This window comes from Modestobacter roseus, assembly GCF_007994135.1.
Taxonomy (GTDB): domain Bacteria; phylum Actinomycetota; class Actinomycetes; order Mycobacteriales; family Geodermatophilaceae; genus Modestobacter; species Modestobacter roseus.
The window spans coordinates 1471141-1482872 of record NZ_VLKF01000001.1 but is presented as its reverse complement, the minus strand read 5'-3'; the positions used below and the strand labels follow the sequence as shown (position 1 = coordinate 1482872).

The window sequence follows — 11732 nt, the reverse complement described above, 5'->3', positions numbered from 1 at the left end:
GGTCCGGAGCCCGGTGGACGGCCCCGGCGGAATTGCCCCCGCCCGTGGCCGTCTGCCTACCGTGCGCCCGTCCACCGACTGCGGTGGGCCCGGCTGGCGGACCGCCGAACCTGCCCACCGCCACCGGACCAGCGACACGACGGGCAGGCGCGGGGGACCCACACGCAGGACCGGGCCCTCGGGCCCTGGGGTGAAGCCGCATGCGCGGCCGGGCAGCTCTCGCCCGAACCCGACAGCTAACTCCGCAGGCGGTGAGAGGCACATCCCCATGACACAGCGACACCGGGGACGGCACCGCCGTCCCACCCGGCGCCCCACCGTGGCGTCTCTGGCCCGTCCCGCCCTGGCGGTCGTGGCCGCAGCTTCGGTCCCGCTCGCGGTGGCCGCCCCGGCGCACGCCGCGGAGCACACGGTCGCTCCCGGCGACACCCTCAGCCGCCTGGCGGCGGCGCACGGCACCACGTGGCAGACCATCTACGCGGAGAACGGCGGCGTCCTCAGCGACCCGAACCGGCTGCGCGTGGGTCAGGTGCTCACCATCGGTGGTGCCACCGCGGCGCCCGCGACCACGGCTCCCGCCACCACGGCCTCCGGGGAGTACGTCGTCCGCGCGGGCGACACGCTCGGCAGGATCGCGGCTGCCCACGGCACCACGTGGCAGCAGCTGCACGCCCTCAACCGGGGGGTCGTCGGGGCCGACCCGAACACCCTGCGCGTCGGTCAGCGGCTCACCCTCGGCGGCGTGCCCGCCCCCGCTGCTGCCGCTCCCCGGGTCGCCGAGCGGGCGGCCAGCCGGAGCGCGGAGCGGGCCGCGCCCGCTGCCGCCGCCGGTGCCTACGACGTGTGGGCTCCGCACGTCCGTCCCGCCGTCCAGGAGGTCGCCGAGCGGTTCGGGGTCGGATCGGTCGTCACCCGGCCCGGCCACAGCCCGACCGAGGACCTCGCGGCCGACTTCATGGTGCACACCGACCGGGCCAAGGGCGACGCCGTCGCCCAGTACGTCATCGACAACGCCGCCCGGTTCCGCGTCGAGTACGTGATCTGGCAGCAGCGGATCTACCAGGTCCGCACCGGCACGTGGCAGGCGATGGCCGACCGTGGGTCGCCCACCGCCAACCACATGGACCACCCGCACGTGTCGTTCCTGCCCGGCTGACGCCGGCCGGAGCGGGCCCCTGAGGTCTGTTCGTCGAACGGCGTCCCCGCCCGGTCGTCCCCGGGCGGGGACGCCGCCGGCGGTGGTCCTGCGTCGCCTGCCGCGCGGCGCCGTGCGGTCGCTGGCAGGGTGGACGGCGTGACCCCTCCCTCTCCCGTCGTGGTGGTGACCGGTGCGAACGGACTGGTGGGCAGCGCGGTGTGCCGGGCGCTGGTCGAACGGGCGGCGCGGGTGCGGGCCGTCGTCCGGCGCCCGGGCAGCGCCCCGGACGGCGACGGGGTCACCGAGCACGTCGGCGACTTCGCCGACGAGGCCTTCGCCCGGACGGTGGTGCAGGGTGCCGACGCCGTCGTCACCACGGTCCACCCGATGGGTTCCCCCCGGGAGGTGCAGCACCGGGTCGGCGTCGAGGGCACGCCGGTGATCGCCCGGGCCGCCCGCGACGCCGGCGTCGCCCGGCTGGTGCACGTGTCCACCGCCGGGGTCTACGACCGGTCGGCCGGTGTCGGGGACCTGGCCGAGGACGGACCCCTGCTGCCCGAGGGCAGCGGCGACTACCCGGACACCAAGAACGCCACCGATGCCGCACTGGCCGAGGTCGGCGGGCTCACCACCGTGCTGGTCCGCCCGCCGGCGATCGTTGGGGCGGGGGAGACGTCGGTCTGGAACACGCTGCGGCCCCGGGCTGTCCACGACGGCGAGCGGCGGGCGAACCCGGCGAAGACCTGGGCCTGGGTGCACGTCGACGACCTCGCCGCCTTCCTCGCCGACGTCGCCACCGGCGCCGTCGCCACCGCCGACGACCCGGAGCGGGGACCCGCGGCCGGGCGCACGACACCGGTCGTCGTCGCCGCGGAGCCCGCGACGTGGCGGGACTACCTGGGCACGGTGACCGATGCGCTGGGCGTGGCGCCGGAGTGGACCGACGAGCCGGTCTGGACCGGGCAGCTGCGCGCCGACCGTGCGCGGGCCTGGGGCTGGACGCCGCGGGTGGGGCTCACGCAGGCCCTGGACGAGCTGCGACGGGGGCTGGCGGCGGGGTCCTGAGGGTCCCGGGCTGCCGCCGTCACCCACCGTCCCGCCGCGGGTGCGGCGGCCGGGGCGGGTGATGGTGCAGGGTGGGGGACGGTTTCTTGTCGACTCACCCGCCACCGCGGGGGAACGGGGTGCGCGAGTGCAGCGGCTGCTGGTCGTGGTGAACGGTGCCGCCGGGACCACCGACGACGACTCGGTGCAGACGGTGCTGACCGCGCTCCGCTCGGGTGCCGACGTGACCGTGGCCGCGACGGCGTCCGCCGACGAGCTCCGGCGGGCGGTGTCCGACCGGGAGGGCCGGCGGCTCGTGGTCGTCGGCGGCGACGGGTCCGTCCACGCCGCGGTCGCTGCGCTGGACGCCGCCGGCGGCCTGGACCCGGAGGACCCGGTGGGGATCATCCCGCTCGGGACCGGCAACGACCTCGGCCAGGCCCTGGACCTGCCCCTCGACCCGGCGCGGAGCGCCGCGGTCGTGCTCGACGGCATCCCGCGGCGGCTGGACCTCGTGCGCGACGACGACGGGGGCGTGGTGGTCAACGCCGTCCACGGGGGTGCCGGGGCCCGGGCGTCGGCCGAGGCGGCGGGTCTGAAGGAGCGGCTGGGCAAGGTCGCCTACCCGGTGGGGGCGCTCGTCGCCGGCGTGAGCACGGACGGCTGGTGCCTGCGCGTGGAGGTCGACGGCCGGGTCGCCGGGCACGGGGCCGCCGGATGGGCGGCCGACGGGGAGACGCCGGTCCTGATGGCGGCCGTCTGCAACGGCCCCACCATCGGCGGTGCGACACCGATCGCCCCGGGAGCCCGCCTCGACGACGGGCTCGTCGACGTCGTCGTCTCCGTCGCGACCGGGCCGCTGGCGCGCGCGGCCTTCGCCGCGGCGCTGCGTGAGGGGCGGCACGTCGAGCGCGACGACGTCCTCGTCGTCCGGGGCCGTGAGGTGGCCGTCACGGGCGGCCCGGTCGACCTCGTGGCCGACGGCGAGCTCGAGGAGGCCGTCGGGTCCCGGCTGTGGCGGGTGCAGCCGCACGCCTGGTCGGTGCTCGTGCCGCGCTGAGCCACGCGGCGGGGCGCAGCGCCCCCGGACCCCGCGCGCGTCGGCTTGACCCTGACACCGTGTCACGGTGTCCGCTGGGTGCCGGAGGTGGACCCCATGGACACGACGGACGGCACGACGCTGCACGCCGCGCTGCGCGCCGAGAACGCCTCGGTGCGGCTGCGGGCAGCCCTGGCGGCCGGCACCCGCCCCGACCGCGACCTGCTGGAGACGTTGGTGCAGCGGTGCGCGGTCGAGCCGGACTTCTTCGTGCGGGACATGCTGTCCTGGGCGCTCACCCGACTCCCGGCGGAGGTCACGCTGCCCCGGATCCGCCGCGAACTGGCCGCCGAGGACGCCCGGGCCCGCGCCCAGGCCCTGCACTCGCTGTCCAAGATCGGTGACGGGCGCGCCTGGCCCTGGATCACCGGCGACCTGCTGCGCGACCCGGACGACGAGGTGGCCCGGACCGCGTGGCGGGTCGCCGTCGCGCTGGCGCCCGACGGCGCGGAGCGGGGGCTGGCCGAGGAGCTGGTCACCCAGCTGGGCCGGGGCGACCGGGAGGTGCAGCGCAGCCTCAGCCGGGCCCTGGTCGAGCTCGGCGACGCCGCGGAGACCGCGTTGGCGGAGGCTGCGCGGTGCCCGGACCCGATGGTCGCCACGCACGCCCGGGCCACGGACCGGCTCCGGCACGACCCGGAGGCCGGCTTCGACGCCGCGGTCGACGAGGCGAAGCGGCTCGTCGCACTCGGCCCGGAACGGGCCGCGGCGGTCGAGGCGACGGAGGCCGGACGGTGCTGATCGGTGAGGTGGCCCGTCGGTCCGGGGTGAGCGCCCGGATGCTGCGGCACTACGACGCCCTCGGGCTGGTGCGCCCGACCGGCCGCACCGTGGGTGGCTACCGCGAGTACTCGGCCGAGGACATCCGGCGGATCTTCCGGGTGGAGAGCCTGCGGTCCCTGGGCCTGTCGCTCCGGCAGGTGGCCCGCGCGCTGGACGACCCGGCCATGACGCCGTCTGCCCTGGTCGGCGACCTCATCCGGTGGACGGAGGAGCGCCTGGAGCGGGAACGGGAACTGCTCGACCGGCTGCGTGCGATCGACGCGTCGGCGCCCGAGGACTGGCCGGGGTCCTGCGGGTCGTCGACCTGCTCCAGGGGCTCTCCTCGGGCAGCGCGGCACGCCGGCAGCAGGCCGTGCTGACCCAGCCGGAGGACGGGCCGATCCCCGCGGAGGTGCTGGCCGGTTCCGTCCTGGCGGAGGCCGACCCGCACGTCGCGGGCGCCCTGCGCTGGGCACTGGCCCGCGCGGGGGGCGAGGGCCTGGCGACGCTGGCGGCCGGGGCGCGCTCGGCCGACGTCGACGTCCGGCGGCGGGCGGTGGTGGCGATCGCCGAGTTGGGCGAGACGGCGCCGGGGGCCACGGAGGTGCTCGTCGCGGCCCTCGACGACCCGGACGGGACGGTGCGCCGGCACGCGGCCCTCGCGCTGGGCCGGCAGGGCATGACCAGTGTCGTGCCGACCCTGGTCGGCATGGTGGTCGAGGGAGCCGACGACGTGGCCGCCGCGGAGGTGCTCGGAGCGCTGTCGGAGGACCCCGGGTGCGCGGACCGGATCCTGGCGGCGCTGGTCGACGAGCTCGCCGCTGCGCCGGCCGACGGCGCGGTGCGGATCCGGCTGGCCCAGGCGCTGGTGGAGCTGGCGGGGACCACCGGCCAGGAGGTGCTGCGGCGGCTGGCCCAGGACGACGACCGCACGGTCGCCCTCGTCGCCTCGGCGTTCGTCGGGGTCCTCGACGAGCGCGCCGCCGCCGACGGGACCGCCTGAGGTCAGGCGATCCGCCGCACGCGGTTCACCGTCAGCCCGGCCTCGTCGAGCAGCTCGGGGATCCGGGCAGCGAACGCCGTCAGGTGCTCCGCCGCGAGGTGGGCGTCCAGGTCCTGCCCGGACTCCCAGTTCTCGTAGAAGAAGAACGCGTCCGGGTCCTCGACCCCCTGGTGCAGGTCGTAGTTGACGTACCCCTGCTCCCGGCTGGTCGGCTCGACGAGCGCCTCGAGGGCCGCCCGGAGCTCGTCCCGCTTGCCGGGCGCGGCCCGCATGGACGCGATCACGGTGAGGAGGTCGCGGCGGTCGTCGGTGGGGGTGGGCACAGGGGTTCCTCCAGGCGCTCGGACGGCATCGACAGCAGAGTGACGGGCATCACGTTACGAGGTGTCTCCGAGCGCCGGAAAGCCCGGCGCGCGCTACGTTGCCGGCATGGCGGCTCCGGGGACCGTGGCGGACGAGGACGGCCCGGATGGTCGGGCGGCGCGCGAGGTGGCCGCGCGGATGGCCGAGGCGGCCGGGGCGTGGCTGGACTCCCTGGACGCCGAGCAGCGACGCGTGGCCACCGCGCCGGTGCCGAGCTCGGATGCCTCCGATGCCGAGCGCCGGCGGTGGTTCTACACGCCGACCGACCACGGCGGCCTGACCGTCCACGCGCAGCGGCCGGCCCAGCAGCGGGGCGCGATGCGGCTGGTGTCCACGGGGCTGTCCACGCCCGGGTACGTCACGGTGGCCACGATCATCGGCCTGGAGAATGTGCTGGACCAGGTCGAGGGCTTCGTGACCCGCTTCGACCGGGAGCGCGGCCGGGACCCGGGGCTGTACCACCTGCGGGTGTTCGGTGAGCCCGGCGGCACCGCGCCGTGGGGCTGGCGCTTCGGCGGTCACCACGTGTCGTTGAACAACCTCGTCGTCGACGGCGCGCTGGTCGCGACTACCCCGTGCTTCCTGGGCGCGGACCCGGCGACGTCACCCCTGCTCGGCGGCGCGGTCAACCGGCCGCTGGGGCGGGTGGAGGACCTGGCCCGCGACCTCGTCCGCTCGCTGCCGGCCGACCTGGCCGCCCGTGCGGTGCTGCTGGACCGCGCGCCGTCGGACCTGGTCACCGCCAACCGGACGACCGTCGCGGCGGGGGACCGGGCGCTGCCGCTGGCGGCCATCTGGCGGGACGAGCAGTTCCCCGACCCGGTTGAGCAGGCCAAGCTGCAGGCGCTCAGCGACGCCATCGACGAGGCGGCCGGCTACGGCCCGGCCGAGCACGCCGCGCTGGAGTACTCCGCCGAGCCGCGCGGGGTGCCGGCGGCCGAGCTGGACGCCGGGCAGCGCGAGCTGGTCCGCGCCCTGCTGGCCACCTACCTCGACCGGGTGCCGGCGGGGGTCTCGCCGCTCGGCCGGTACGCCGACGACGCGGCGCTGGACGCGGTCTCCTTCGCCTGGGCCGGACCCACCGAGCCCGGCGCGCCGCACTACTACCGGCTGCAGGGCCCGCGGCTGCTGATCGAGTGGGACAACACCCAGCGCGGCGCCAACCACGCCCACTCGGTGTGGCGCGACCCGGAGGCCGACTTCGGCCTCGACGTGCTGGCCCGGCACCGCAGCGCGCACCACCACTGACGAGCAGTCCCGGTCCGGTCGCCGGGGCGCTGGGGTCGAATCAGCTGTGCCCGGCGACGACGCGGTCCCTGGAGACGCCGAAGGCGATGCCCCAGCCGGTCCACGCTGTCATCGGTGCACGGCTGCAGCACGCCCACCCGCACCGAGGCGGCGGTCCCACTCCGCGAGGTGGTCGGCGACGGGGCCCGCGGTGAGCATGCCGCTCCCCGCGCCGGCGAGCTCACCGGCTGCCGGGGCCAGCGCGTCCCGCGCTCGGGCCAGCACCGCCGCGTCGTCGACGGCAAGCGCGGCGCTCCCGGCGAGCACCCACAGCGCCTCCATGAGCAGGCCCGGTGGCGGATCGGGCAGCGCGGCCACCACGGCCGCGGCCGGTCGGCCGGCCGCCAGCAGGAGGTGGGGCTCCAGCCAGGGCGCCCAGGGCCCGGCCGGGCCCGCGGGCGTCACCGGTTCGCCGCGCCAGACCTGCAGGCAGGCCAGGGTCAGCGGCAGCAGCCCCTCCTCGACGCCGGGCATCCCGGAGTGCCGCCGCAGCTGGGCCGCCGTCCGGAAGGCCTCCTCGGCGCCGGGGGACCCGTCGACCGCGGCGCGCAGCGCCCGCCAGCCGCCGGTGAAGACCCCGACCAGCGGCCGGTCGTGCGCGACGGCCAGCCGGTCGAGCAGATCGGCGTGCGCGCCGGCGCCGGTCAGGTCGCCCCGGGCACTGCGGGCCTGCATCCGGACCAGGTGGCCGAGCACCAGGTGGTCGGTCAGGCCGTGCCGGGAGGCCAGCTCGACCAGTTCGGCGCCGAGCGCGTCGCGGTCGGCCGCCCGGCCGCAGCGGTCGAACACCTGCAGGGTCCGGCCGCCGAGGGCAGCGGCCAGCAGCGCCGGGTCGCCCGAGGCCCTGGCCAGCCGCTCGGCCTCGCGGCCCGCCGCAGCGCCCCGGGTCCCGGGCAGGCCGCGGGACTCCACGGCGACGGTCGTCAGCAGCCGCACCCGGACGGCGTCGGAGTCGGCCGCGGGCAGCGCCCGCTCGGCGGCCGCGACCAGCGCGGCGGCCTGCTCGGGGTCGTCGGAGCGGGTCCAGACACCCGGCACGTCGAGGTCGCCGACCACGCGGGCGGTCAGCCGCGGGTCGCCGAGCTCCTCGGCGGCGGCGATCGCCGCCAGCCGCTGCTCACGCACCGCGGTCAGCCCCTCGGCGCCGGTGCGGGAGAGGCTGCGCAGCAGACCCACCGTGGCCTCCAGCCGCGCACGCGGCCCGGCCGACCGCCCCCAGGACGCGGTGGCCCGGGCCCACGGGTCGTCCGGCGGCTGCAGCGCGGGCGCCTGCCGGAGCACGTCGTCCTCCAGCGCGGCCAGCTGCTCGCTGGGGTCCAGGCCCAGCTCGTCGACCAGCCGGGTGCGGGCCCGGCGCAGCACGGCCAGCGCGTCGGGCCGCCGTCCCGACCGGTACAGGGCCAGCGCCAGCAGTCGCCAGCCCTCCTCCCGCCACGGGTGCGCGGTGATGTGGGCGTCCAGGTCGGGCACGGCGTCGGCCGGCCGGCCGAGGTCGAGGCGCGCGGCCGCGACCCGCTCGACGACGGTGCTGTGCAGCTCGGTGAGCCGCCGGCGCTCCGGGCGCAGCCACGGCCGGTCCCCGGCATCGGCGTAGGCCGGGCCGCGCCAGCTCGCCAGCGAGGCCTCCAGCACCGACAGCGCCGACGGCGGGGGAGACGCGGCAGCCCGCTCGACGGCGGCGGTGAACGCGTCGGCGTCGGTGGCGACCCGCAGTGCGTATCCCCGGCCCTCGGTGACCAGCACCCGTGGCGGCGTCCGGGGCGGTCGGTCCGGCTCCAGCGCGCGGCGCAGCGCGGCCACGAACGTCCGGACGGCGGCCACCGCGCCGTCCGGCGGGGACTCCCAGAGCGCGTCGACCAGCAGGTCGACCGGGACCACCCGACCGTGCGCCACCACCAGGCGGGCCAGCAGCTCGCGGTGCCGCGGCCCGCCGAGGTGCACCGGGTCCCCGTCGGCCCAGGCGGTGACCGGACCGAGCACCCCCACGCTGAGGCTCACGGCGCGCTCATCGGTTGCTCATCGCGCCGTCCGACGCTGGCCGCATGACACCGCAGATCCCCGGTTCCCTGACCCAGCGCGTGCCCGTCGCCGACGGCGTGCGCCTCTCCGCCGCGGTGCTCGGCAGCGGACCGGCCGTCGTCCTGCTGCACGGCTTCCCGCAGACCCACCTGATGTGGCGGCTCGTCGCCCCTGCGCTCGCCACCGACCACACCGTCATCTGCCCCGACCTGCGCGGCTACGGCGACAGCGACGCCCCGCCCGCGGACGGCCCCGACACCTACAGCGCCCGCACGATGGCCGCCGACGTCGTGGCCCTGGCCCGCGAGCTCGGCCACGAGCGGTTCGCGCTCGTCGGCCACGACCGGGGGGCGCTGGTCGCGATCCGCGCGGGTCTGGACCACCCCGACGTCGTCACCCACCTCGGCTCGCTGGACGTGCTGCCCACCCTGGACTCGTGGGACATCCTGCACGGCCTCCAGGCCGCGGTCGCCTGGCACCTGTACCTGATGGCGCAGCCGCCCGGCCTGCCCGAGGCGATGATCACGGCCACCGCCGACCAGTTCTTCGGCTCGTTCCTGGACGCCTGGGGCGCCGGCGGTCTGTTCCCCGACGACGTCCGCGCCGAGTACCTGCGGGCCAGCCGCGAACGGGTGCCCTCGATCGTGGCCGACTACCGGGCCAGCGCCGGCATCGACGTCGACCACGACCGGGCCGACCGGGACGCCGGGCGGCGGCTCACCATGCCGGTGGCGGTGCTCCAGCAGGACTGGGGGAGCGCCCTCGGCTTCGATGCCGCGGCGCTGTGGGGTGCGTGGGCGCCGGACCTGGTGCACCGGACCGCGTCGGCCGGGCACTTCATGGCCGAGCAGGACCCCGCGCTCGTCGTCGGCACGATCCGAGACCTGCTGACCAGGTGAGGTCGTCCGACGGCGACGAACAGCGCCTGCCCGGGCAGACTGGCGCTGTGGCAGGTCAGGACTTCGGTGCGGCCGTGCGCCAGCTGCGGGAGGGCACGGACCCGGGGGCGGTCGGGTTGCCGGTGGGCGGGCGGCGGGTGCCCGGGTTGCGGCGGGAGGAGCTGGGTGAGCTCGCGGGGATGTCCGCGGACTACGTGCGCCGGCTGGAGCAGGGGCGCAGTCATCCTTCGGCGGGTGTGGTGCGGGCGATCGCCCGGGCCCTGCGGGCGAGCCGGGCGGACTACGAGCGGCTCTGCGCGCTGGCGGGGTACGCGGCCGCGGACGGGGCGGTGCCGACCGACCTCGGGCCGGGGGCGACGCGGTTGCTGGAGCGGTTCGCCGACACCCCGATGATCGTCACGGATGCGGCGATGAACGTGGTCGCGGTCAACAGCGGGTTCCTGGCCTTGGAGCACTGGGACCTGCCCGGGGAGCGGTGGGACTGGAACGTGGCCTGGCGGATCTTCTGCCACCCGTTCGCTGCCTTCCAGCAGTCCGACGCGGACGCGACCGCGCACGAGGTGATCCAGGTGGCCCAGTTGAGGGCCGCGTTGCTGCGGTACCCCGGTGATGCCGCGCTGGCGGGCATGGTGGATGAGATGCGGGCCCGGAGCCGGCGGTTCGACGCGCTGTGGCGGGCGCCGCGTCCGGTGGTGGCGTACGAGAGCAGTGCGAGGTTCGTCCAGTCCGACGGGGACTCCCTCACGCTGGCCGGGAACCTGATCGCGATCCCCGGTGATGACCTGGCGGCGGTGATGCTGACCGCGGCGCCGGGGTCGCGGGATGCGGCCCGGCTGGGGGAGGTCCTCGGCGCGGTGGAGGGGCCGGCGGTGATCAGGGTGGGCCAGTCCGGCCCAGGCTGATCGCGCCGGGACCTGCCACGTTGGGTGTTGTCCGCAACGGCACACCCCACAGAGAGCAGGTCCAGCGATGAAGGCAGTGCGTTTCCACGAGGTCGGCGGTCCCGAGGTGCTGCGGTACGAGGACGTCGACCAGCCCGTCCCCGGTGCCGGTGAGGTGCGGGTGCGGGTGGCGGGCTCGGCGTTCAACGCCGCCGACGCGGGCATGCGCGCCGGTTTCCTGCCGATCCCGGTCGTGCTGCCGCACGTGCCCGGCTACGACGTCTCGGGCACGGTGGATGCGCTCGGGGACGGGGTGGGCGGTCCGCGGGTGGGGGATGCGGTGATCGGGTTCCTGCCGATGGAGCGCGACGGGGGAGCGGCGGAGTACGTCATCGCCCCGGCCGAGGCGCTGGTCCCGGCGCCCACGACCATCCCGCTGCCGGATGCGGCGGGGCTGCCGTCGGTGGCGTTGACGGCCTGGCAGGCGCTGTTCGACGACGGCGAGCTGGCCGCCGGGCAGCGGGTGCTGATCAACGGTGCGGGGGGTGTGGTCGGCAAGTACGCCGTCGCGCTGGCCGCGCGGGCCGGGGTGCACGTGGTGGCGACCGCGAGCCCGCGCAGCAGCGACGCCGTCCGGGCGGCCGGCGCCGAGGAGGTCATCGACCACACGACCACCGACGTGCTGGGCGCGGTCGAGGAGCCGGTGGACGTGCTGGTCAACCTGGCGCCCATCGACCCCGAGCAGTTCGCCGCGCTGGTGGCCGTGGTCCGCGACGGGGGCAAGGTGGTCAGCACCACCGCGTTCATGGCCACCCCCGGTGACGAGGCCCGCGGCGTCACCGCGGCCACGGTGTTCGTGCTCCCCAACCGGGACCGGCTCACCGAGCTGGTGTCCCTGGTCGACAGCGGCGACCTGCACGTCGAGGTCACCCGCCGCATCCCGCTCACCGAGCTCCCCGCCCTGCACGCCGAGGCCGCCGCCGGACGCATCGAGGGCAAGGTCGTCGTCCAGCCCGCCTGAGCGGGCGTTCGAGACCGCGCCGCGGACGATCGGTCCGCGCCCGCGTCGGCGACCTCGAGGCGGCGAGGTCGGGGGAGGCCGACGACGTCCCCACCTCGGGCACCGCTGCGGGCTGAGACCGGGGGCACCGTGCGGCGCGTCCAGCAGTCCGCCGGCTCGCGGAGCGCGTCACCGCAGTCGTGGACACGGGCCGAGCGAGCAGGAGTCAAGTCACCC

Annotated in this window: 12 protein-coding genes and 1 riboswitch; of the genes, 10 read left to right on the top strand and 2 right to left on the bottom strand. The window is 76.9% G+C overall.

Features of this window, described 5'->3' with window-relative positions:
- Positions 1 to 149 precede the first annotated feature (149 nt).
- Positions 150 to 246, top strand: a riboswitch (cyclic di-AMP (ydaO/yuaA leader).
- Positions 247 to 352: 106 nt separating this feature from the next.
- The 6 genes from JD78_RS21700 to JD78_RS21690 all read left to right on the top strand — a co-directional run bounded on the left by JD78_RS21700 (position 353) and on the right by JD78_RS21690 (position 5046).
- Positions 353 to 1156: a LysM peptidoglycan-binding domain-containing protein gene (locus JD78_RS21700; protein WP_194290484.1), complete on the top strand. Its 804-nt coding sequence runs from the start codon at positions 353 to 355 to the stop codon at positions 1154 to 1156.
- A 138-nt stretch (positions 1157 to 1294) separates the two neighbouring features.
- On the top strand, positions 1295 to 2203 hold the full coding sequence (locus tag JD78_RS07065) for an NAD-dependent epimerase/dehydratase family protein (protein WP_153360912.1): 909 nt from the start codon (positions 1295 to 1297) through the stop codon (positions 2201 to 2203).
- A 127-nt stretch (positions 2204 to 2330) separates the two neighbouring features.
- The gene (locus JD78_RS07060) at positions 2331 to 3242 is read left to right on the top strand and encodes a diacylglycerol/lipid kinase family protein (RefSeq protein WP_228395208.1); all 912 of its coding nucleotides are present in this window, start codon (positions 2331 to 2333) and stop codon (positions 3240 to 3242) included.
- Positions 3243 to 3338: 96 nt separating this feature from the next.
- Positions 3339 to 4022 (top strand): HEAT repeat domain-containing protein, encoded by a 684-nt coding sequence (locus tag JD78_RS07055; protein ID WP_166521047.1) that lies wholly within the window; start codon positions 3339 to 3341, stop codon positions 4020 to 4022.
- Positions 4016 to 4423 carry a MerR family transcriptional regulator gene (locus JD78_RS21695; protein ID WP_208104019.1) on the top strand — a complete coding sequence of 136 codons (408 nt, stop codon included), beginning with the start codon at positions 4016 to 4018 and terminating at the stop codon, positions 4421 to 4423. The genes JD78_RS07055 and JD78_RS21695 overlap by 7 nt, the downstream gene beginning before the upstream one ends.
- Positions 4417 to 5046 (top strand): HEAT repeat domain-containing protein, encoded by a 630-nt coding sequence (locus JD78_RS21690; RefSeq protein ID WP_208104018.1) that lies wholly within the window; start codon positions 4417 to 4419, stop codon positions 5044 to 5046. The genes JD78_RS21695 and JD78_RS21690 overlap by 7 nt, the downstream gene beginning before the upstream one ends.
- A gap of 2 nt (positions 5047 to 5048) precedes the next feature.
- Here the strand turns inward: JD78_RS21690 and JD78_RS07045 are convergent, their stop codons facing one another.
- Positions 5049 to 5369, bottom strand: a complete 321-nt coding sequence (locus JD78_RS07045) for a putative quinol monooxygenase (RefSeq protein ID WP_153360915.1) — start codon at positions 5367 to 5369, stop codon at positions 5049 to 5051.
- Between the two features lie 106 nt (positions 5370 to 5475).
- On the opposite strand from JD78_RS07045, the gene JD78_RS07040 reads away from it, so the two are divergent.
- Positions 5476 to 6657, top strand: coding sequence for a DUF3500 domain-containing protein (locus JD78_RS07040; RefSeq protein ID WP_166521046.1), 1182 nt, complete (start codon positions 5476 to 5478; stop codon positions 6655 to 6657).
- 108 nt (positions 6658 to 6765) lie between these two features.
- On the opposite strand, the gene JD78_RS07035 is transcribed toward JD78_RS07040, so the two are convergent.
- The gene (locus JD78_RS07035; protein WP_153360916.1) at positions 6766 to 8694 is read right to left on the bottom strand and encodes an AfsR/SARP family transcriptional regulator; all 1929 of its coding nucleotides are present in this window, start codon (positions 8692 to 8694) and stop codon (positions 6766 to 6768) included.
- Between the two features lie 44 nt (positions 8695 to 8738).
- Between JD78_RS07035 and JD78_RS07030 the strand changes: the two genes are divergently transcribed.
- The 3 genes from JD78_RS07030 (at position 8739) to JD78_RS07020 (ending at position 11516) form a co-directional block, all read left to right on the top strand.
- Positions 8739 to 9614, top strand: coding sequence for an alpha/beta fold hydrolase (locus tag JD78_RS07030; RefSeq protein ID WP_153360917.1), 876 nt, complete (start codon positions 8739 to 8741; stop codon positions 9612 to 9614).
- Positions 9615 to 9661: 47 nt separating this feature from the next.
- Positions 9662 to 10516 carry a helix-turn-helix domain-containing protein gene (locus tag JD78_RS07025; RefSeq protein ID WP_153362636.1) on the top strand — a complete coding sequence of 285 codons (855 nt, stop codon included), beginning with the start codon at positions 9662 to 9664 and terminating at the stop codon, positions 10514 to 10516.
- A 67-nt stretch (positions 10517 to 10583) separates the two neighbouring features.
- Entirely contained in the window at positions 10584 to 11516 is a 933-nt protein-coding gene (locus JD78_RS07020) for an NADP-dependent oxidoreductase (protein WP_166521045.1), read from the top strand.
- Positions 11517 to 11732: the final 216 nt, after the last annotated feature.

Excerpts from the sequence above, each read along its gene's own strand:
- JD78_RS07055 (WP_166521047.1), top strand. The coding sequence starts at position 3,339 with ATGGACACGACGGACGGCACGACGCTGCACGCCGCGCTGCGCGCCGAG.
- JD78_RS07040 (WP_166521046.1), top strand. The coding sequence starts at position 5,476 with ATGGCGGCTCCGGGGACCGTGGCGGACGAGGACGGCCCGGATGGTCGG.
- JD78_RS07030 (WP_153360917.1), top strand. The coding sequence starts at position 8,739 with ATGACACCGCAGATCCCCGGTTCCCTGACCCAGCGCGTGCCCGTCGCC.
- JD78_RS07020 (WP_166521045.1), top strand. The coding sequence starts at position 10,584 with ATGAAGGCAGTGCGTTTCCACGAGGTCGGCGGTCCCGAGGTGCTGCGG.